Origin of the sequence: Neptunomonas japonica DSM 18939, from assembly GCF_000422765.1 — a bacterium.
Taxonomy (GTDB): Bacteria; Pseudomonadota; Gammaproteobacteria; order Pseudomonadales; family Balneatricaceae; genus Neptunomonas; species Neptunomonas japonica.
Genome location: NZ_AUGR01000006.1, coordinates 136,374 through 156,505 on the forward strand (window position 1 = coordinate 136,374; position 20,132 = coordinate 156,505).

The window sequence follows — 20,132 nt, forward strand, 5'->3', positions numbered from 1 at the left end:
ATTAATATCGTTGAAAGAGATGCAACTATGACAAATGAAGAACGGTTTTATCATCAACGTTTTGAACGTGTAATTGACTATATCTATGAAAATTTGGATAAACCGCTAGATCTTTATGTATTGGCTGACATTGCTTGTTTATCGCCTTATCACTGGCATCGAGTCTATAAAGCGATGTATGGAGAAACGCTAGCTGGGACAGTAAAAAGGTTACGGTTACACAAAGCGGCAGGGTGGTTGGTCAATACTCAAAACAGCGTACAAGATATTGCTAAATCTTCTGGTTATAGCAGTGTTCAGTCTTTCAATCGAGCATTCAGTGATAGTCTCGGTTTGCCTCCTGCTCGTTATCGCATAGAGGGAAACCATCAAGTATTTAAACTTTCTAAAGATAGAGAATCTGTCTCTATTAAAGGTGCTGAAATGTTACAAGTCGAAATAAAAGAGGTTGAGGAATTACATTTGGTCGGTATTGAGCACACAGGTTCTTATATGGATATTGGTGGCTCGTTTGAAAAGTTATTTGCTTGGTTAGGTAGGAAGCAACTTATCTCTGAGCAAACGCGATCGTTCGGGGTTTACTTTGATGACCCAGATGCTACGCCAGAACAGGAGCTGCGCTCAGCGGCATGTGCTACTTTGCAGGGCTATAAAGCGAAAAGTTTAGACCCTGTCACTGTTCATACGATAAGCCGTTGTGAGTGTGCGGTACTTAGATATGTTGGCCCTTATGCAAATATGCATGCTGCTTACCAATGGCTATTTGGCGAATGGCTACCTAATTCAGGCAGGGAGTCTGAAAATGTCCCTGTATTTGAAGAGTATGTAAATGATCCTAGGACAGTATCGCCAAGCGAGCTGATTACTGATATTTACTTGCCTCTTAAGCGGGTGTGATTATCAGCAGCTGATAAAAAAGGACGCTGAGGCGTCCTTTTCTAATGCTTTAGCTCTGAGCACTATATTTGTAATTTATCTTCTGAAAATATCGTTAGTCAGCTATTACATTGAGGCAAGAAGCACTAATGTTTTCATTAAAATATGCCATGCCTAGTGTGCTTAGGTATTCCATACGATCGGCCTTCATCAGATCTATTTCCGGTGCGCCGAAACCATTCTCCTGATAAATACCGGCTAGGTAAGCCATGAAATTCTCACCCTCTTTGACGAGCAATAAGCTAGCCGCGCCTACATCAGGCTTTACTTGGGCGTTTTGTGCCTCTGGGAGTGTTACTGCAAAAACGACGGGTTGCTCATCGCCTTCAACCCGAACACTGCGGTCTCTTACGGTTTGCTCAGCCCAGTAAAAAGCAAGCTCTTTACTTTGCGTCAAAAAAATTGGTTCAATTGATTCTGTGTAGTTATTTCCGATAGTTGCCATGGTTTTTTTGGCGGCATCTTTCAATGCTCTATCACCAGAGCGTATCAAACCCTGCTCTTGGATTGAATCGACCAGTGCCGATGAAGTGCCGTGATACCAGGTATCGCTCGTAGTAAACCCTTGCTCGGTTAACAAGTTTTTAGCATCTTTAAGAAAAGTAGGTATGTCAGCCATATTCAAAATCACTTAATCAGTTCGTGGTAGGGAGCAGGTTAGGATTCTAACGTAAAAAATCATTTGGTTCTTGCGTAGGGTGAGTTAGAAGTCATCTTATTAGAAACAATCCTACCCATAAAAAAAGCGACACCTTAATAAGGGGTCGCCTTCATGTCCAGTGATGGACTGCACTCTGATAATGCAAGAGCAATTACCAGAGTACGTTGTTCTAAACTATTTCAGCTTAGCTGAACTGGTTAGAAGTGTTTTTCGCGCCGCCAGCTTTTAGAGCGTTTTCACCAGCAAAGTATTCTTTGTGGTCGTCGCCCATGTCTGAACCAGACATGTTTTGATGCTTAACACATGCGATACCTTGACGGATCTCTTTACGCTGTACGCCAGCAACATAACCCAGCATACCTGCTTCACCGAAGTACTCTTTAGCCAAGTTGTCAGTAGACAATGCAGCAGTGTGGTAAGTCGGTAGAGTGATCAAGTGGTGGAAGATGTTTGCTTCACGAGCAGTATCGGCCTGGAACGTACGGATCTTATCATCAGCGCGTGCAGACAGTTCAGTTTCGTCGTATTCAGCGCTCATCAGAGCAGCACGGTCGTAAGCAGAAACGTCTTCACCTGCTGCAACCATTGCATCGAAAGCCTGTTGACGGAAGTTAAGAGTCCAGTTGAAAGAAGGTGAGTTGTTGTAAACCAACTTCGCATCAGGGATTTCTTTACGTACTTCGTTCATCATGTCTGCGATGTCTTGAACGTTTGGTGTTGCAGTTTCGATCCAAAGTAGATCTGCACCTGCTTTGATAGCTTCGATGCTGTCAAATACGCAACGCTCTTCACCAGTACCCTGGCGGAACTGGTACAAACCAGAAGGCAAACGCTTAGGACGAACTAGCTTGCCATCACGGTTGAAGCATACATCGCCTTCAGCCATGTCAGCTACGTCGATCTCTTCAACATCTAGGAAAGAGTTGTAACGATCGCCTTGATCGCCAGGCTCTTTAACAACAGCGATTTCTTTAGTTAAACCAGCACCTTCAGAGTCAGTACGTGAAACGATAATACCGTTGTCGATACCTAGCTCAAGGAAAGCGTAACGCAATGCACGAATCTTAGAATGGAAGTCAGCATGAGGAACAGTTACTTTACCGTCCTGGTGACCACATTGCTTTTCATCAGCAACTTGGTTTTCGATCTGTAGTGCACAAGCACCTGCTTCGATCATCTGCTTAGCCATGATGTAAGTGGCTTCAGCGTTACCGAAACCAGCATCGATATCAGCAATAATTGGCACTACGTGAGTTACGTGGTTGTCAATTTGGTCTTGGATAGTCGATTGTGCAGCAGTATCGCCAGCTTCACGAGCTGCATCTAGTCCACGGAATAAACCGCCTAGTTCACGAGCATCAGCTTGACGTAGGAATGTGTACAGTTCTTCAACCAAGCTAGCAACGGTTGTTTTTTCATGCATAGACTGGTCAGGTAGAGGACCGAAGTCAGAACGAAGAGCAGCAACCATCCAGCCAGACAGGTACAAGTAACGACGATCAGTTTGGCCGTTGAAGTGTTTCTTAATAGAAATCATCTTCTGTTGACCAATGAAACCGTGCCAGCAACCTAGAGACTGAGTGTACTTAGTCTTGTCAGCATCGAACGCCGCCATGTCAGAGCGCATTAAGTCAGCAGTGTATTTAGCTATATCTAAACCAGTTTTGAATTTGTTCTGAGCACGCATACGAGCAACAGATTCAGGGTTGATCGTGTTCCAAGAAGAGCCGTTCGCTTCACGAAGCGTAGCAACTGCATCGATATCTTTTGTGTAATTTGACATGGTTAGTCCTGCTTGGTTTAAGGTAGTCACAAACTGCCTTGGTTAACTTTGAAATAATTATATAGAAGGATTTAATATAATTGAAATAAATGTCAGTTATTTCTATCATTCATAATATGAATATTGATCTTGGTTAATTTAAGTACATAAATGTAGGTAATAAAGATGAATATTGACCACATTGACCTCAACTTGCTGGTTTATTTGGATGTGTTGTTACGTGAACGTAACGTGACGCGTTCTGCTAGCTTGCTGGGTATTACGCAACCGGCGATGAGTAACAGTTTGCGGCGTTTGCGAGAAGCCTTTGGCGATCCGTTATTGGTGAGAACCAGTGATGGAATGATGCCTACTGAAAGGGCGTTGGCTATGCAGCCTGAAATACGCGGGATACTTGCCAGTATAGAGAAGGTGGTTGAGCCGAGCATTGAATTTGATGCAGCGTCTAGTGACCGCGTGTTTCGCATTATGACTAGTGATTATGGTGAGTCGACATTAATACCTCGTGTTTTGGAGGGGTTGGCTGTTCAAGCTCCGGGTGTTATTTTGGATATTCTGACACCTAGTGATATGAGCTTTTTAGAAGTAGAGCAGGGGCAAGTGGACTTAGTTATTAACCGCTTTGATAGTATGCCGCAAACTTTTCATCAGGTGACGTTATGGCACGATACTTTTTCTTGTCTTTTTAGTATCGACAATCCAGTGGCTCAAGATTTTACGTTACAAAGTTATCTTGAATCGAACCATGTTTGGGTGAGTAAAACGGGTATGGGAGCTGGGATGGGAATTACTCCCAAAGATACCACGCGATTAGGATGGGTGGATGAGGCGTTATTACGTATCGGTCATAAGCGTCATATATCTGTTTTTACGCGCCATTACCAATCAGCCACTTTATTGGCAGAACAAAAAGAGCTGATTGTAACCATACCGACACGTGCCGCAATGGCACAAAAAGATAACCCAAGGCTGGTGCTACAAGCTCCGCCTTTTGATGTTCCATCTTTTGAGTTGAAAATGGCATGGAGTCCATTATTACAGCACAATCAGGCACATCAATGGTTGCGGCGATTGATTATTGAAGCGGCGAGGGTCGTAACGCTTCAATAATCAAGTAGTTAGCCGTAACCGATAAGGTTACTCCTCTGTGTAGACGGCTTCCATATTATATAACTCAGTGAGTACTTCCTGCGCTTCAGCATTGTTAGCATGTTCAGCGCTGATGGCGGGGAGGTCACAAAGATCGCGAGCAAAGCTAGCAGATTCTTGGCTGATTTCGCAGGCCTCACCATTGACGAACAGAACGGCTGATCCGTCGGTTCTTTCTCGGTATGCAAAGCGGCTTCCTTCAGCACGATACATCAATCCGCCATCTTGTAAATACTCGGTAAGCTCTTCTACTGAGTAGTGCTCGTTCTCTTCAGGTGTATCTGCTTGGTCAGCGTACTTTTGTTCAGTCATGTATTGGCCGAACCAGTTTTCCAATAGCTCAGGCTCATTCAGATAGTTGGTCATGATAGACCTGACTTTTTCCATATCTGATTGGCGAATCAGTCCAGGACTTTTTTGTAGCGTTAGTTCAGGATCGCTATAGCGCGTTTCGCTTTTAAGCTGATCGCCTACAAAATCGGTGAATTGTCTCAAGACATCAGCATGTGATGGTGCACGAAAACCAACTGAGTAGGTCATGCAGTCATCAGATTCAGCTGTGCCGTTATGCCCGATACGTGGTGGGATATAGAGCATATCACCAGGGTTTAGGAGGTAAGTTTGTTCGGCGTCCCATTCCGGTAAAATCATTACCGGTGTGTCATCACGACGTGGCGAATCTTCGCCATAGATACCGCCTACTTCCCAACGTCGTTGGCCTGTGGCTTGAATAAGAAAGACGTCATAGTTGTCATAATGAGGGCCTACGCCGCCACCTTTGGTGGCATAGCTAACCATTAGATCATCAATGCGCCAGCTAGGAATAAAACGAAACTGTTTTAGTAATGCGTTGGCCTCAGGTGCCCAGTGATCGACTGCCTGAACCAGTAAGGTCCAATGGCTATCTTTAAGGCTAGCAAAACGCTCACCTGAGAATGGCCCATTTTCTAATTCCCATTGTTCCCCTGTGGCATTTTGAATAACCAGTCGTGACTCTACTTCTTCTTCGCAAGCCAGTCCTGCAAGCTCATCAGCGCTAACGGGCGGCTCAAATTCAGGAAAAGCATTACGAATCAGTAGAGGCTTTTTTTGCCAGTAGTCGCGCAGAAATGTTTCTACGGACATGTCTCCGAGGGGAAAGTTAGGAATCATCTTTTTAGTAACTCAACTAGCTCGATTGCGGCGCCTTCAAGCTCATCCATAATTTTGCGTTTATCTTTGGCTGCAACAGCTGCAATGCGGTTGTTACCGATCACTTTTGCGCACTTTTGGATTTTTAATGCACAAGCTTGTATGCCGCCCAAGTTAGTTTCATAAGCGCTCATTTCTGCAGCGACGGCTTCGATGCCAGCTTGTAAGCGGCGTGCATCTTCTTGAAGGTTAGTTAGGTCTGTGTGCATTACGTTAATCCTTTTTTTCTGTAGACGATAGATTTTCAATGGTTTCCTGCACCGAAGCTAGGATTCCTCGTAACATGCCAAGTTCAGCTTTCTCCGGGCGTGTCCGGTTGAAGTAGCGCTTTAGTTTAGTCATGGCGCGTCCTTCGTGCTGAGGGATAATAAAGTTGGTGGCTCTAATCACCGTTTCTAAATGGGTATAGAACAGTTCCATCTCTTTTTGGCGAGGGTATTCAGATTCTGATCTTTCTTTTACAGGCGTCTGTGCTGCCATCCAAATTTCGTAGCTCAATAGTTGAATTGCTTGAGCGACGTTTAGAACCGGATATTCTGGATTTGCCGGAATATAAACATGAAAGTTACACAACTGCAGTTCTTCGTTCAATAAGCCCATAGTTTCACGACCAAAAACGAGTGCTACTTCGCCTTGTGTGGCTTCTGAAGTGATTTTTTCTGCACAGTTCCTAGCATCTAAAATGGGCAAATCAAATGTGCGGTTGCGAGCGCTGGTGCCGATGACTAATTGGCAATCAGCGATGGCTTCTTTTAATGTGCCGACGACCGTTGCATTGTCCAAAACATCTTTAGCGCCAGCCGCTCTAGAGTCTGCTTCTTCGCTGGGGTGTTCGCGCGGGTCTACTAGCCATAGTTGTGAAAGCCCCATGTTTTTCATGGCGCGTGCAGCCGCACCAATATTGCCAGGGTGAAATGTATTAATCAGTACAATGCGCACATTGTTAAGCTGGGTATTGGGAATCATAGAAACCAGACCATTAAAATTTGGTTGCTATTATAGAGGACAGACCTGCTGTCACAAAGCGTCTATAAAGCGATTCAGATCATAAATAAATCGTTCTTTATGCCAAAGGTGCGGCGAATGGTCCGATTCAGGGTATATCAGCAGCTCAGAGTCTAAAATTGTATTAGTAACCCACTTTTGTAAATCACGGCTGTAGAACTGGCTTTCATCACCATAGATTAGCAAAGTAGGGCAGTTAATTTTTGGAAGCACTTCGCGGTAATCCTGCTGGGTAATGCTGATCCAGCACTGGGTTAAGAGATTTGCAGGTAGTTTTTGTAGGTGTTCTCGCATGTGTTGAAAACCACGTGAATTATTATCGTAGTTTTCGCGAGAACGACGATTATTACCAAACGCAATAAGCTCTAAAACACCTTCTGCAAAGTCTGTATTAAATCTTTCTATTAAATGATTGTTTTTTGTTTCGTTTAACGACCCGTAAACACCGTATTGCCATTCTTCGTCAGTCACCAGCTTAGGTGACTGATCAACAATACAAAGGCCATTTAAGCGATTTTGGCCATGACGACGAATGTATTCCCAAGCGGTGAGTGCGCCCATTGAGTGACCGATAAGTATGGCATCATGGACATCTAGTTGGCAAAGGAGTTCGTCCAAATCATCTGCCATGCGGGGGAGTGTCATATTGGTTTTTTCGTCATGGAGGTGATCACCATGACCTCGTGCATCCCAGCAGATAACGCGATGGTTTTCTGCCAATTCAGAGGCAAACGGCAGCCACTCACGCACACTGGCAGTCCAACCGTGTAAAAATACTAAAGTAATATCCCCAGAACCAAGTGAGATATAGTGAATGTTAGTATTATCAGAAGTTTGCAGTGTTTCCATTTTGCCCGTAACCATAGAGAAAAAACGAAAGCCTACCCTAACCGCTGAAGGCCGCTTTGGCTATTGTAATAAAGTGATATATTTTTTATTAATCGCAAGTTTAGCGCTTTTTATCAAACCATATAATGTAGATATATGGGGTCTCGGTAATGATCGACTGGCTTTTTGATGGGGTATGAGGAGTAAGCAATGTTAGAACTTAAGTCAAACTGTGAGCCTAGCCCATCAGCCTGTTTCTTTAAAGTGTGTGACTACTAGCTTTAGTTGAGAAGAGATACTTGGTTTCTATAATAGGGTTAAATCAATTAGAGGCATGTATCATATTTAATTTGCGCCCCAGTATTTCGGTGTCTTTTAGCGCAAAGCGTGTGACTTGGTGAACGGTGGGTTCATCGTCGACTATAAGTATGGTCCAGCAGCTTTTAACTTTTTCAACTTGGATTTTTTCTTCGCTAAAAACTATCACTGCATTCTCCCGGATGTCATTTCAGGCTGCGATGTGCCGCTACGGGTTCCATCCGAAATTAATGCTAGTCCCTTCTTAATAAGAGTGGTCATAAAATGAACTATAGTTTAAAAATTCAAGGCTGGTAGTAAATCGATAATTCATTTTGCGTTTGCATTTTGATTGGCTACCGGTATCACAGAGGTAAATTAATGGTGAGTATCAGTAGATCGATAGCATGGATTAAATATTAGTTAGTGAATCGCTACTGAAGTAAAAATAACGTAAAATGCCGGCAACGTTATGTAATGTCGGGGCTGCTGGTTCGGCAACCCATTTTTAGGATAAACATGAAAAAAACATTTGTACTGTCGCACCCAAAAATTAAATATGCTCGTTTGATCGAATCAGCTAAGAGTGATGCAAAGAAGTATGTGAGAAGAGAGAGAAATAAACAGTTACCAAACGGTGCTGATTATTGGGATTTCGATTGCAAATATGGCAATACAGAGCAGGAAGCAAAAGTCATTCATCTGTCTGAAATCAACAAGTGCATTGATGAAGCAGAAAAGCTGCAGTTAGAATCATTTTATCTAGAAATTTTAGTTAAAGCTGCTACGCGTGAACGAAGTGAAGATTCAGACTCTGATTGGGATATGTAAGCTATCTATTACTAGAGAAACAAAGTGCTTGAGTTAAAAACCTTATTTCTCTTTTTGATAACGGCTGTTGCAGAAATTCTAGGTTGCTACTTACCTTATCTTTGGCTAAAAAAAGATAAAACTATTTGGTTGCTGATACCTGCAGCGGCTAGTCTTGCGCTTTTTGCATGGCTCTTGTCGTTACACCCTGCGGCCGCAGGTCGTGTGTACGCGGCATATGGTGGCGTTTATATCTTTGTTGCTATTATGTGGCTGTGGCTAGTCGATGGTATTAGACCCACAGCATGGGATGTTGTGGGTTCTATTGTCGCTTTAGCTGGAATGGCTATTATTATGTTCGCTCCACGTCATAGCTGAGTTAAGGCTTAGTATCAGTAATTGAGTTCAGCTGGCTTTGCCGATCTGCCATAAAAGGTTTCTTGGGCGAACTCTGATAATGCAATGCCTGGTTGGGAGTTGTAGGCCAGCACAACAAGCATACGTGTTGTATCACCTTTCACTGGCGTCACGCGATGTAAAGAGTCTCTGCCGCGAAATAACACAAGCGCACCAGGTTCCATTGTTAATGTGGTTCCTTTAATTTCACCCTCTAGTATTGATTTAACCAGCGGGTAATTCATATCTCCTTGGCTTGAATTTCTGGCATCCTTAACATACTCAAAAGCACCTCCTGCTTCAGGCTTTTGCACCAGCAAGGTGATGGCAAATGACGAGTTATCAAAGTGCCAGCCAAGCTCTTCATCAGCACGAGCATAGTGCAAGTTAATGGAGGATAGGGGGTCTGCATATTCGTATAAAGACTCTTCATTTAGCACGTAACAAAGAAACTGGCGAAAGTCTTCAGCATCGTAAACGCAGCGTAGTGGGGAGTCTTGCGCTATTTGATCGTCAGTAATACAGCCTTTACTTGAAAGTACTTGGTGATTCTGTGGGTGTTGTGTAGGAAAGTTATCATCAGGCGGAGTTAGATAAGCGCTGTGTGACTGTTGGCAGAAGTAAGCCAGGTGTTGGCTTGCTTCGCCCTCTAGTTTGATTTGTTGTATAGCGCTTGGAGTTAGAAAGTTATCCAGTACTAATACACCTTGCTGATCAAGCGTGATCTTACAGCGTTCTCTAAAAGTACTCTCGTTGAGGTTATAGTGTTCAGTATTAACCATCTCTTCTAGATTGCTCATGAAAATATTCCTTGTAAGTATCTGCTCAAATCAGCCTGAACCTCTTCAAGCATAATGCCTTTATTTTGTGAAAAACGCACTATTCTTGTGCAAATGGGTTAGGGCAGGTTTTATTAAGCGTTGTCTGTAAACTGATGCCTAAGAGCTTTATTGGTTTAGCTAAAGAGCCAATTTCATCGTTGCGATCTAGCGCGGTTATTTTGGTGTCGAATTTCCCTTTACTAATGTTGGTAGCGGTGCTGGAAAGCTGGTGATGGGCTTAAGAATAAAGTGCTCAAGAATAATGGATAGAACGAGCGAAGAAAGGATGGTGCTGATTATTGCACCTAATAATGCATATAAGTTGAGTGTGCATATATCTTTGAGTGCTTTCTCTTTATTAAGCACCCACCGATAAGTCAATTGTTGTAGGTAAAGTGTAGTAAAAAAACGGGGCACATGCATTAACATGGCCCCGTTTTGTATGTCTTTTCAGATGTAGATAGACAAAAAATACTTAGATCTTTTTAGCTTGCTCTACAGCATTACCGATGTAGTTATGCGGTGTTAGCTGCTTGAGTGAGGTTTTAACATCTTCTGGCAGTTCGAGGGTGTCGATAAATGCCTGAATAGTGTCTTTGTTCATCGCTTGGCCACGTGTTAGTGCTTTAAGCTTTTCGTACGGCTCTTCAATAGCGTAACGACGCATCACTGTTTGAATCGGCTCAGCCAGAACTTCCCAAGCGTTTTCAAGATCAAGATCTAAACGCACAGAGTTGAGCTCTAACTTGCTGATGCCTTTAAGTGTAGATTGATAAGCAATCATGCTGTAACCAAAACCAACTCCCATATTACGTAATACAGTAGAGTCGGTTAGGTCACGCTGCCAGCGAGAGATTGGCAGCTTAGCGGCCAAGTGCTGCATGATAGCGTTAGCAATACCCAAATTGCCTTCTGAGTTTTCAAAGTCAATCGGGTTAACTTTATGCGGCATCGTTGATGAGCCAACTTCACCAGCGATAGTGCGCTGCTTGAAGTAACCTTGAGATACATAGCCCCAAATATCACGATCAAAATCGATCAGGATAGTATTGAAGCGACATACAGCATCAAATAGCTCAGCAATATAGTCGTGTGGCTCGATTTGAGTTGTGTACGGGTTCCACGTCAAACCAAGTGTGTTGATCATGGTTTGTGCATGTTCTTCCCAGTCGATGTCTGGGTAGGCAGAGATGTGAGCGTTGTAGTTACCTACAGCACCGTTAATCTTGCCTAAAAACTCAACCTGAGCGAGTTGCTTAATTTGGCGCTGTAAACGGTGAGCAACGTTTGCCATCTCTTTACCAACAGTCGTTGGTGAAGCTGTTTGGCCGTGAGTACGAGACAGCATAGGCTGGCCTGCAAAGTCGCGTCCCATTTTAGCGATTTCATCAGCGGTTTGCTGCATCATCGGTAAAACAGTGCTCAAACCATCTTTCAGCATTAAGGCATGTGAAAGGTTATTGATATCTTCTGAGGTGCAAGCAAAATGTACAAATTCGTTGATAGCAGCCAGCTCGGCATTATCTTTGAATTTTTCTTTGATCAGGTACTCAACAGCTTTAACGTCGTGGTTGGTCGTACGCTCGATCTCTTTAACACGCTCAGCGTCAACTTCATTAAAGTCGTCAACAATGCTGTTGAGTAAGGTATTTGCTGTCTCACTCAGTGCAGGGACTTCAGGAATCTGAGGATGAGCAGCCAGTTGTTGTAACCAACGGATCTCAACCAGAACACGGTTACGAATAAGTCCAAATTCACTGAAGATAGGGCGCAGGTCAGCAGTTTTGCTGCCGTAGCGTCCATCTACCGGAGATACGGCAGTGAGGGCAGAAAGCTCCATGTATCGTCTCGCTGTAGCTAAAGGGTTAAAAATGAGGCGCGATTATAGCGGATAAAAGACAAAAAATCTGTAATTAGCCGGATAGAACGCCTACTTCATGATTTTACGCAGAGAAGGGCGCAAACGAGAACGGAAAAACAGCAAGTGCCAGCGTTTCCCGCCTACTTGGCGCCACAACATAGCGGCGCGAATGCCTGCCAGTAATAAGGCACGGATTCGTGCTGCGTTTTCAGCATTTTGTAAGTGACGTGGGTCGCCGGCCACTTGAATGCGAAAACTGAATGAACTGATGGTGTCTTGGTACAAGCTTGCAACGTTGGCAACCACATTAGAGTGCGTAAAAGAGGAAGGGTTATCTAAAGGATTTTCTTCTTCGGGGTTAAAGTAGCGTGCCTTTTCTTTAGTTTCGTCAATCCGTTTGCCCATCGTATTCAGCATATCTTGGTTTTTAGATAGCTTTTTTTCCAGCATAATCATACTGAGAACATAATTAGTGATGTTGTTGTTCTTAGTATCATTTTTCTTTTCAACCACATCATTGAGCGCTTTTAAGCCCATGCCGAGGTTAAATGGCAAGTCGTGAACACCGCCAAAAATATCCTCAGAAATTTTTGGGTTAGTTACAAACAGGCTATAAATACTGGTTTCAAGGCTATTTTGCGGAACCATGCCGCGGTTAGCGATTTGATCAACGAGGGATGCTGCCTGAAACATAGCAGCTAATGCGACGGTTTGTTCATCATTCGCTCTGGACATCTTTGATTAAGCCTCTTTCTTACCCGTTGAGTCGATGGGACCGCCACCTAAACAAATATCATTATTATAAAATACGACAGATTGCCCCGGTGTTACGGCGCGTTGTGCCTCGTCGAAATGTACGATATATGTCCCATCATCGTGTTTTTCAAGCGTACAGTCTTGATCCGCCTGACGATAACGTACTTTAGCTTTGCAGCGATAGGGTGTTTCTGGAGGCGTACCATTGATCCAGAAAATATCACTGCTGGTTAGCCAGTCTGTAAATAACAGATCGTTTTGTATGCCTTGTACAGCAATCAATACATTACGATCCAGATCTTTACCCGCTACAAACCACGGCTCTTCTGGGTAGTTTTTCAAACCACCAATGTGCAACCCTTGGCGTTGGCCGATGGTGTAATACATTAAACCGGTATGTTCACCAATAACATCACCCGTATCGGTCTCAATTTTACCGGGCTGGGCAGGTAGGTACTGTTGCAAGAAATCTTTAAAGCGACGTTCGCCGATAAAGCAAATACCGGTGCTGTCTTTTTTGTTGTGCGTAATGAGGTCATGTTCTTCAGCTATTTTGCGCACTTCTGGCTTTTCTAACTCGCCCACAGGGAAGAGTGTTTTCTGAATCTCTTGTGAGCCTACTTGGTGCAAAAAATAGCTTTGGTCTTTGTTGTTATCAAGCCCTTTGAGTAGGCTAGTTTGGCCGTCACGTTCACCACGGCGCACGTAATGGCCGGTAGCAATGTAATCAGCGCCTAATTCAATCGCGTATTCTAAGAAGGCTTTAAACTTGATCTCCCGATTACATAAAATGTCCGGGTTTGGCGTACGTCCTGCTTTATATTCAGCAAGAAAATATTCAAATACATTATCCCAGTACTCTGCAGCGAAGTTGGCTTTGTGCAGCACGATATTGAGCTTATCGCATACTGCTTGTGCATCGGCGAGATCATCCATCGCTGTGCAATACTCAGAACCATCATCCTCTTCCCAGTTTTTCATGAAAAGCCCTTCTACCTGATACCCTTGTTGGATCAGTAGAACAGCAGAAACAGAAGAGTCTACGCCGCCGGACATGCCGACAATTACTTTTTGTGGGGTTGTATTACTCATGACTCACTCAACACGTAAAACAAAAACATCAGACTATAGCTGACGAACAAAATTTAAAGGAAAACGTCGATTATCCAGATAATCATCGATGCAAGCCAGTACCATCTCACTGCGTAGTGATTCTTTTTGTGCCAATAGCTCATCACGGCTAAACCAGTGAGTGCTAATGATATCACTGTCTAACACGTAGGCGGCATCATGTGAGACGATTTCAGCGATATAACAGAGGCGGTGATAGGTCACATCATTGGTCTTACCCTTGATGGTATACAAGCCTAATAAACCCGTAAGGGATATATGGCGGCCGGTTTCTTCGAGGGTTTCTCTAATAGCGGCGGCTTCAAACGTTTCGCCTTGTTCGACATGGCCTGCGGGCTGGTTAAACACACGCGTCCCGTCTGAGTACTCTTCGACCATTAAGAAGCGGCCGTTTTCCTCAATAATAGTGGCAACGGTAGCGTGAGGTGTCCAGCTCATTTTACTCTCCCAAATCGGCTTTATTAAGGCGCACACCATAGCATTAATGTTATGATTTTTCTCACGATAACGAGGTGTTGTGATGTCAGACCAAGCAGCTAAAAATTTAATTGAAGTACAAACAGAAGATTTTTCGATAGGCGAACTCTACGATTGGCTTAAATCAGATGATGCCAGTAGTGGTGCCGTGGTGACATTTACCGGCATAGTACGCGAACATGTTGAAACCCAGATGCAAGAGATGTTTCTGGAGCATTACCCCGGCATGACGGAACGTGCATTAGAACAAATAGTAGAACAAGCCCGTCAGCGTTGGCAGCTCGGTAATGTTGTTGTTATCCATAGAGTAGGGCGGCTGTCCCTGAATGATAATATTGTATTTGTCGGGGTTGCCAGTGGCCATCGTGTTAATGCTTTTGCCGCCGCGCAGTTCATCATGGATTATTTAAAGAAAGATGCGCCATTTTGGAAAAAAGAGATAAATGCAGAATCCGAAGCCTGGGTAGAGCAAAAGACTTCTGATCTAGATGCCGCAAACCAGTGGTGATGTGATTGTGAATTTCCCACGAGCATTTTGAAATACTGCTTGTTTATACGGTATGCTCGTGGGTTAAATATCCGGCAGGTAGTCAGATTGCTGAAGCGATATTATCTGTTGATATGTTTTTCAATAGTACCACGCATGGCTGCTATCGACCCCAAGCTGCCGCTCAGTGGTTGATATCTCTACGTATAAGCAGGCTTTGTTTTATGAGTATGTATCAGTGTCTTTTTGCTAGTTCAGAAATCGCGCTCTTTTTACCACTACGAACTCCTCATTGTGCGCAGTTTATTCTAGAATTTTTGAAAAAAACCCTGCATTATCTGTAAAGGTGCTGGTGAGGCGCTGGCCAAGTTAAAAATGCTGAGTATTAAAAATGTTATTTTCCTCAGTTCGGTGTTAATGCCTTCGTGTAATCTCTCTTCAAAAAATTATAACTATGAAAAGGATAACGTAGTGTTTATTAGTAATCTTTGTGTAACGAACTATCGTTCCATTAAAAACTTTTCTATTGCTTTAAAGCCGAAAACACTAATAATCGGTGAAAATAACATCGGGAAGACCAATCTCTTAAGTGCTTTAGCACTTTTGCTGAATAATGAGATTGGAGGTTATAGAAAAAGATCACTAAGTCTTGAAGATTTCAATTATGATGTTTTGCAAGAATTCAAGGAAAATGTCGCAGATATAACTATAAAGTCTGAAGATTTAATCTTTCCTACCATCACTATCAACGCTACATTTTCTGATTTTAAAAATGAAGATGAAGAGGCTATTGTCAGTGAATGGTATGATAATGATACACATTCAACTGCCAGTTTAAAATATTCATTTTATTGTTCGATTTCCAATAAAACAAAATGGGTTGAATCTGTAAGAGAAAAACTCATTACTATACCTGCTGGGCTGCCTCCCGAAGATATTGAAAAAGAACAACGTTCAAGAATAGATGGAGTAGACTTCCCTATCTCCGACTATAAATACAAAATAGAAGCCGGCCGTGGAAATATAAAACCTGACAGCTTTCAATTAGAACCGTTAAAAATTGATTTTCTAGATGCACTAAGAGATGCAAAAACAGAGCTTTCGGCATCCCGAGAAAACAGATTACTTTATCGTATTTTAAACAATAGAGATAATGCAAAATATGATGACATTAAGGCGAGTGCAGACGCCTTAAATAAATCCATAAGTGAAGGCGATGGTGAACTATATGATATTAAAAATGATATCTCAGAACTTCTGGAAATGCTTTCACTTGAAACTGAATCCAGTAAAAACAATATAAACTTTAGCTTTTCTGGGCTCGGAGTCACTGAACTTTTAAAGAAAATTAGCTTGGAGTATGGTGATAAGCCTATTGCTGTGGAGAATAATGGGCTAGGTAGAAATAATCTATTATATATGGCTTTAGTTTTGTCGCATATTCAAGAGAAGTCTGGTGTGCCAGACTTTCGTTTAGTAGCAATAGAAGAACCTGAATCGCATATAAGTCCAGTTCTCCAAAAACACTTTGCGGAAAACATAGAAAATAGCGAATTCTTTAACGAAAGTTCAAACAGGCAAGTGATCCTTACTAGTCATTCTACTCATATATCATCATATCTTAACCTGGAAAATACTGTAGTCATGTATAGTGATTCAGGCAATTTTAGGTCACATTATATATTGGATGGTATTGAAGATAATGCTGCTGGAAAGAAAACTAAAAATTATTTAAATAAGTGGTTATGTGCGACTAACTCGGTCATGTTTTTTAGCCGTAGATTGATTTTTGTTGAAGGTATTGCTGAAAAAATAATCTTACCTAAACTATTTGAGTTGCACTTTGGGACTACGCTAGAAAAGAAAAACTGTCAGATAATAAATGTAAATGGAGTGGCTTTCCGCAACTTCCTAGAAGTTGTTAATAATGGATACTATATAAAATCAGCTGTATTAACTGATAGTGATGCAAACACCAAGACTGGAACCCGAGCTCCGGGACTCAAGAAAGATTACGACAGCGATAATATTCTTGTAAGTATTAGCGAACAAACGACATTTGAAAAAGAGTTGATTTCAAATAATTCCACTGGCCAAGGAAGGACCAAGCTGAAAAATACTATAAAATCTACTAGGCCTTTAAAATTCAAAGAAATTGAAAATGATTTCACAAGTAAGCTAAAGGTTGATGATATTTTTTCAGTAATTGAGGGTTATAAATCTGAATTTGCTTTTGATCTTTTGGGCGAACTAGGTAAACCAGGTGACTTTATAATTCCTAAGTACATTGTTGATGCTTTTGATTTTGTGTGTGGGGATGAAAAATGATTTCACTGACCTATGCTGGAGCTGGAGGCGGTAAAACAACTAGCATGGTTGACTCTGTCTGTAGGAAGATTCCATATTTGAACTCAAACAGGTTTTTATGTGTCATTACATATACTAATGACTCTGCTAGAGATATTAAGGAACGCTTGTCAAATAAAATCGATGTACCAAATAATGTATTTATTGGAACTATACATAGTTTTATATATCGTTTTGTAATCAAACCTCATATGGATGAAGGAGCTAATTTTTCTATCGTTAGTGAACTGGCAAGTAAGCATGAAGTGATGGTTGATTTAATTAAATGGGCAAAGGGTAAAATAGATGATCCCAGAAAAAGAGGTTATGTCGTAAACGCTAAGTGGGAAATTAAAAAAGCTGAGATGTATAAGCGATTGTTAGAATCACAGCTTATGACATATGACCAGTTAGTAAAAATATCTAAGGATCTTGTTTCAAAATCAAAAATCCGAAAGGCAATTTCTAGTAAGCTTCAGTACCTATTTATTGATGAGTATCAAGATACTTATAAATGGCAACACGATATTTTTCTTAAAATATACAGCGCTAAAAGAACAGAATTATTTATTGTTGGAGATCCTAATCAGTCCATTTACGGTTTTGCATATGGAGCCTCTGAAAATAATGCAGTAAAACCAAAGAAGTATGAAGACTTTCCGATTTGTCAGGTAAAAAACTCATGCGATTCCTATACCGAAAAAACTGTTAATTACAGATCATCAGAAGAGATAGTTAATTTAGCCAATACGTTTAATCAGGCTTTTCAACAGACTTCAGCTAAGGGATGTTTTACACCTGTAAGAGCAATAGAGTCGTCATGTTCACAGGATATATATGATTCATTTAATGCTACAAGGGAAGCTTTAGGCCTGGTAGGCACAGTGTTCTATTTATCTATGAATAAGAGCAATCTTTTGCCCTATGAGGCTAAGATCGATTCTTATAGCGGTTCTGTCTGTATTCGATTTATTGAGGCTAGTGTTTCACAATGTATTGGTATGAGTATAAAAAAACTGTGTGAAGCCAATATGATAAGCCGAATACAATTTAGAACTTTGTCTGTGTTGGTTGGGAAGGAAGAGTGTATAGACCTTACAGCAGTCAAAAGGGTCTTTTTAAGTAAGTTTGGTCGAGATTTATACTATTTAAAGCAAGAACTAGGGAATATTACACCTTCTACTGTCAATACAGTGGATGGTAACAGAGCTCTTACGATTCATAAAAGTAAAGGTCTAGAGGCTGAGTCTGTCCTACTTATTTTAAATTCAAACAATCATCTAAACAAACTCCTTAAAAAGAAGTCTTTAATGAAATCGACTACTGACGATGATCTGAGGCTTGGCTATGTCGCACTTACACGAGCTGAGAAATTACTAGTGATTGCGTGTAAAGAGACAATTAGCCCCAGTAACAGGATTGCTTTAGAAAAGCTCGATGTAGCTTTCCTATAATTTGTTTAGCTATTTCATATATTTGATTTAAATTATGTTCCTTTAATAAAACGGTAACTTACAAAGTGGATTGTGATTGCAGAACCACATAATAAGCGCGTCCTTAAGCTCTGTTGCTACGCAGCCCTGCCTAAGATGTAAACGTTACCTCATCCTGTTAGTGCTGTTAGGGGTCTAACCCCTACGTAACTATAGATGACCGCTTCTGGCACTAAGAAGAAGTCAATAAGTGACTCATCACACTTGTTATTAACCCACAATATTGCGTGTTATTACTGCAAACATGAGTGGTAATTAAAGGGTGGTTTTGTCTTATAAAGACTCAGTAGTTTCATGTGCTTTCTAAGAAAATAGCGGGCTTAATATCAGCAAGTGAGTGTTGTTTAGATAGTCCAACCCTTTAACCAAAATACCTTCATATTCGTTTTATCACGTTCAGATTTTTATGTTAATAATGCTTGATCGGAATTTCCTACCCTATAGATGATTAGAATACTTTGCCCTTCGCTAAGGCCTTCTAGTTCACTCAGATACTCTGTATTTAAGCTGAGCTTACAGATAGGTCCATTAATGCTGCTCGCCCATCGTTTAGCAACTCTTATTGGAATGAATGAGAAGCCGAACGACAAGCAGGTTGAGGAGTATGCGAAAGAGGCTACCACTTTCTTACTGTCTGCCATCTCTTAGTTTTGACGAGGTAAGCTAAGCTAAGCGAGTCTCTTTTGTTGCTCCATTTAGCTAGTTAAATGTTCATAGCTATCAACGAAACGTTTGTACTTATGTTGCCCGCAAGTATAAGTGGGGTATTTGGCAGGGTTATCATCATTTTGGCATGTCGGCACTACGCTCACTTTTGCATCAAAATCCAGATCGATAAAAAAGGGCACAGAATAACGTTCTTTACCGCTGGTATTAATGACTCGGTGGGTGGTTGATATGTAGCGATCGTTGGTAAATGTTTGCACAAGATCACCAATGTTAACGATAAAAGTATCTTCTACGGGCGGTGCGCTAACCCATTCTCCATCACGGTTTTGTACTTGTAAACCGCCTACCGAATCCTGAGACAGGATGGTCAGAAACCCATAATCGGTGTGAGCGCCTATGCCTATTTCTTCTAGAGAAATGTTACCTTCTTGCGGTGGATAATGAAGCAGGCGCTGGATGGTTATAGGCTTTTGTTGCAGCTTCTCAAAGTAGTTCGCTGGAAGTTCTAGGCTAAGAGCGATAGCGCTGATGAGTTTACGGGATAAAGTCATCATTGCATCATGGTATTGCTCAAAGGTTTTTTTAAAGCCAGCAGGGCTTTGTGGCATTTGGTTTGGCCCAAAGAAGGGCGAGACAGTGGTTTCATTGAGACCAAAATCAAAACATTCTTTAAAGTCACGGGTGTTTTCTGGATCAACATTTTCGCTATACATTGGAATATAGCCGCGCAACGTTTGTCCAGAGTTAACAATATTCAGCTGCTGCTTTTGTTCAACCGGTAGCTTGAAAAACGCCTCGGCCAGTGCGTAAGCATCTTTTATCAGTTGCGGATCTACACCGTGATTCTTTATATAAAGAAACCCTATATTTTCACAAACGTAGCCAATCTCATCGGCCACTTTCATTGGGTCGCTGCCATCGATTAGCGAAGCAATATCGATAATAGGGATTTCACTGAATGTGGTTGATTTGCTTTCAAGGCGAGAGTCAATCTGGTTGGAGGAGGCTATAGACACTGTGTAATACCTGCAATTT

22 protein-coding genes are annotated in these 20,132 nt (G+C 41.9%); 7 read left to right on the plus strand and 15 right to left on the minus strand.

Translation table 11 applies throughout. From position 1 onward, the window contains the following. Window positions 1-27 precede the first annotated feature (27 nt). Window positions 28-897 carry an AraC family transcriptional regulator gene (locus G511_RS0106170; protein ID WP_028468868.1) on the plus strand — a complete coding sequence of 290 codons (870 nt, stop codon included), beginning with the start codon at window positions 28-30 and terminating at the stop codon, window positions 895-897. Between the two features lie 94 nt (window positions 898-991). Here G511_RS0106170 and G511_RS0106175 read toward each other — a convergent pair whose 3' ends face one another. Together G511_RS0106175 and G511_RS0106180 are read right to left on the minus strand one after the other, a co-directional pair. After that, complete coding sequence (locus tag G511_RS0106175) at window positions 992-1,555, minus strand: hypothetical protein (RefSeq protein WP_028468869.1); 564 nt, start codon at window positions 1,553-1,555, stop codon at window positions 992-994. A gap of 226 nt (window positions 1,556-1,781) precedes the next feature. Beyond that, window positions 1,782-3,380 (minus strand): isocitrate lyase, encoded by a 1,599-nt coding sequence (locus G511_RS0106180; RefSeq protein WP_028468870.1) that lies wholly within the window; start codon window positions 3,378-3,380, stop codon window positions 1,782-1,784. A gap of 165 nt (window positions 3,381-3,545) precedes the next feature. Here G511_RS0106180 and G511_RS0106185 point away from each other — a divergent pair, with 165 nt between their 5' ends. Beyond that, complete coding sequence (locus G511_RS0106185) at window positions 3,546-4,490, plus strand: LysR family transcriptional regulator (RefSeq protein ID WP_028468871.1); 945 nt, start codon at window positions 3,546-3,548, stop codon at window positions 4,488-4,490. Window positions 4,491-4,517: 27 nt separating this feature from the next. On the opposite strand, the gene G511_RS0106190 is transcribed toward G511_RS0106185, so the two are convergent. From G511_RS0106190 to G511_RS24310, 5 genes are all read right to left on the minus strand, one after another. Further along, on the minus strand, window positions 4,518-5,654 hold the full coding sequence (locus tag G511_RS0106190; protein WP_245573827.1) for a ribosomal protein uL16 3-hydroxylase: 1,137 nt from the start codon (window positions 5,652-5,654) through the stop codon (window positions 4,518-4,520). A gap of 23 nt (window positions 5,655-5,677) precedes the next feature. Continuing rightward, entirely contained in the window at window positions 5,678-5,929 is a 252-nt protein-coding gene (locus G511_RS0106195; RefSeq protein ID WP_028468873.1) for a hypothetical protein, read from the minus strand. Between the two features lie 4 nt (window positions 5,930-5,933). Continuing rightward, complete coding sequence (trmJ, locus tag G511_RS0106200) at window positions 5,934-6,686, minus strand: tRNA (cytosine(32)/uridine(32)-2'-O)-methyltransferase TrmJ (protein WP_036551446.1); 753 nt, start codon at window positions 6,684-6,686, stop codon at window positions 5,934-5,936. Between the two features lie 51 nt (window positions 6,687-6,737). Continuing rightward, window positions 6,738-7,574, minus strand: a complete 837-nt coding sequence (locus G511_RS0106205; protein ID WP_028468875.1) for an alpha/beta fold hydrolase — start codon at window positions 7,572-7,574, stop codon at window positions 6,738-6,740. A gap of 301 nt (window positions 7,575-7,875) precedes the next feature. Next, on the minus strand, window positions 7,876-8,040 hold the full coding sequence (locus G511_RS24310; RefSeq protein ID WP_156905159.1) for a hypothetical protein: 165 nt from the start codon (window positions 8,038-8,040) through the stop codon (window positions 7,876-7,878). Between the two features lie 329 nt (window positions 8,041-8,369). Between G511_RS24310 and G511_RS0106215 the strand changes: the two genes are divergently transcribed. After that, window positions 8,370-8,681 (plus strand): DUF6172 family protein, encoded by a 312-nt coding sequence (locus G511_RS0106215; protein ID WP_028468876.1) that lies wholly within the window; start codon window positions 8,370-8,372, stop codon window positions 8,679-8,681. A 24-nt stretch (window positions 8,682-8,705) separates the two neighbouring features. Next, window positions 8,706-9,038: a YnfA family protein gene (locus G511_RS0106220; protein ID WP_028468877.1), complete on the plus strand. Its 333-nt coding sequence runs from the start codon at window positions 8,706-8,708 to the stop codon at window positions 9,036-9,038. 14 nt (window positions 9,039-9,052) lie between these two features. On the opposite strand, the gene G511_RS0106225 is transcribed toward G511_RS0106220, so the two are convergent. The 7 genes from G511_RS0106225 to G511_RS0106245 all read right to left on the minus strand — a co-directional run bounded on the left by G511_RS0106225 (window position 9,053) and on the right by G511_RS0106245 (window position 14,063). Continuing rightward, window positions 9,053-9,856 (minus strand): HalD/BesD family halogenase, encoded by an 804-nt coding sequence (locus G511_RS0106225; protein ID WP_028468878.1) that lies wholly within the window; start codon window positions 9,854-9,856, stop codon window positions 9,053-9,055. 79 nt (window positions 9,857-9,935) lie between these two features. Next, window positions 9,936-10,082, minus strand: coding sequence for a hypothetical protein (locus G511_RS24920; protein ID WP_169565725.1), 147 nt, complete (start codon window positions 10,080-10,082; stop codon window positions 9,936-9,938). After that, window positions 10,052-10,300, minus strand: coding sequence for a hypothetical protein (locus G511_RS24315; RefSeq protein WP_156905160.1), 249 nt, complete (start codon window positions 10,298-10,300; stop codon window positions 10,052-10,054). The genes G511_RS24920 and G511_RS24315 overlap by 31 nt, the downstream gene beginning before the upstream one ends. Window positions 10,301-10,352: 52 nt before the next feature. Then, window positions 10,353-11,717, minus strand: coding sequence for an adenylosuccinate lyase (purB, locus tag G511_RS0106230; RefSeq protein WP_028468879.1), 1,365 nt, complete (start codon window positions 11,715-11,717; stop codon window positions 10,353-10,355). A gap of 90 nt (window positions 11,718-11,807) precedes the next feature. Beyond that, window positions 11,808-12,473, minus strand: coding sequence for a high frequency lysogenization protein HflD (hflD, locus tag G511_RS0106235; protein WP_028468880.1), 666 nt, complete (start codon window positions 12,471-12,473; stop codon window positions 11,808-11,810). 6 nt (window positions 12,474-12,479) lie between these two features. Then, window positions 12,480-13,586, minus strand: coding sequence for a tRNA 2-thiouridine(34) synthase MnmA (gene mnmA / locus G511_RS0106240; protein WP_028468881.1), 1,107 nt, complete (start codon window positions 13,584-13,586; stop codon window positions 12,480-12,482). Window positions 13,587-13,619: 33 nt separating this feature from the next. Then, on the minus strand, window positions 13,620-14,063 hold the full coding sequence (locus G511_RS0106245; protein ID WP_028468882.1) for an NUDIX hydrolase: 444 nt from the start codon (window positions 14,061-14,063) through the stop codon (window positions 13,620-13,622). Between the two features lie 82 nt (window positions 14,064-14,145). Here G511_RS0106245 and moaE point away from each other — a divergent pair, with 82 nt between their 5' ends. The 3 genes from moaE (at window position 14,146) to G511_RS0106260 (ending at window position 18,389) form a co-directional block, all read left to right on the plus strand. Continuing rightward, window positions 14,146-14,610, plus strand: a complete 465-nt coding sequence (gene moaE, locus G511_RS0106250) for a molybdopterin synthase catalytic subunit MoaE (RefSeq protein WP_036551449.1) — start codon at window positions 14,146-14,148, stop codon at window positions 14,608-14,610. A gap of 450 nt (window positions 14,611-15,060) precedes the next feature. Further along, window positions 15,061-16,917 (plus strand): AAA family ATPase, encoded by a 1,857-nt coding sequence (locus tag G511_RS0106255; protein ID WP_028468884.1) that lies wholly within the window; start codon window positions 15,061-15,063, stop codon window positions 16,915-16,917. Beyond that, entirely contained in the window at window positions 16,914-18,389 is a 1,476-nt protein-coding gene (locus tag G511_RS0106260; protein ID WP_028468885.1) for a DEAD/DEAH box helicase, read from the plus strand. The genes G511_RS0106255 and G511_RS0106260 overlap by 4 nt, the downstream gene beginning before the upstream one ends. 734 nt (window positions 18,390-19,123) lie before the next feature. Here G511_RS0106260 and G511_RS0106270 read toward each other — a convergent pair. Further along, entirely contained in the window at window positions 19,124-20,113 is a 990-nt protein-coding gene (locus tag G511_RS0106270; RefSeq protein WP_028468886.1) for an isopenicillin N synthase family dioxygenase, read from the minus strand. Window positions 20,114-20,132: the final 19 nt, after the last annotated feature.

Excerpts from the sequence above, each read along its gene's own strand:
- G511_RS0106170 (WP_028468868.1), top strand. The coding sequence starts at position 28 with ATGACAAATGAAGAACGGTTTTATCATCAACGTTTTGAACGTGTAATT.
- G511_RS0106175 (WP_028468869.1), bottom strand. The coding sequence starts at position 1,555 with ATGGCTGACATACCTACTTTTCTTAAAGATGCTAAAAACTTGTTAACC.
- G511_RS0106180 (WP_028468870.1), bottom strand. The coding sequence starts at position 3,380 with ATGTCAAATTACACAAAAGATATCGATGCAGTTGCTACGCTTCGTGAA.
- G511_RS0106185 (WP_028468871.1), top strand. The coding sequence starts at position 3,546 with ATGAATATTGACCACATTGACCTCAACTTGCTGGTTTATTTGGATGTG.
- G511_RS0106190 (WP_245573827.1), bottom strand. The coding sequence starts at position 5,654 with ATGTCCGTAGAAACATTTCTGCGCGACTACTGGCAAAAAAAGCCTCTA.
- G511_RS0106195 (WP_028468873.1), bottom strand. The coding sequence starts at position 5,929 with ATGCACACAGACCTAACTAACCTTCAAGAAGATGCACGCCGCTTACAA.
- trmJ (WP_036551446.1), bottom strand. The coding sequence starts at position 6,686 with ATGATTCCCAATACCCAGCTTAACAATGTGCGCATTGTACTGATTAAT.
- G511_RS0106205 (WP_028468875.1), bottom strand. The coding sequence starts at position 7,574 with ATGGAAACACTGCAAACTTCTGATAATACTAACATTCACTATATCTCA.
- G511_RS0106215 (WP_028468876.1), top strand. The coding sequence starts at position 8,370 with ATGAAAAAAACATTTGTACTGTCGCACCCAAAAATTAAATATGCTCGT.
- G511_RS0106225 (WP_028468878.1), bottom strand. The coding sequence starts at position 9,856 with ATGAGCAATCTAGAAGAGATGGTTAATACTGAACACTATAACCTCAAC.
- G511_RS24315 (WP_156905160.1), bottom strand. The coding sequence starts at position 10,300 with ATGCATGTGCCCCGTTTTTTTACTACACTTTACCTACAACAATTGACT.
- purB (WP_028468879.1), bottom strand. The coding sequence starts at position 11,717 with ATGGAGCTTTCTGCCCTCACTGCCGTATCTCCGGTAGATGGACGCTAC.
- hflD (WP_028468880.1), bottom strand. The coding sequence starts at position 12,473 with ATGTCCAGAGCGAATGATGAACAAACCGTCGCATTAGCTGCTATGTTT.
- mnmA (WP_028468881.1), bottom strand. The coding sequence starts at position 13,586 with ATGAGTAATACAACCCCACAAAAAGTAATTGTCGGCATGTCCGGCGGC.
- G511_RS0106245 (WP_028468882.1), bottom strand. The coding sequence starts at position 14,063 with ATGAGCTGGACACCTCACGCTACCGTTGCCACTATTATTGAGGAAAAC.
- moaE (WP_036551449.1), top strand. The coding sequence starts at position 14,146 with ATGTCAGACCAAGCAGCTAAAAATTTAATTGAAGTACAAACAGAAGAT.
- G511_RS0106260 (WP_028468885.1), top strand. The coding sequence starts at position 16,914 with ATGATTTCACTGACCTATGCTGGAGCTGGAGGCGGTAAAACAACTAGC.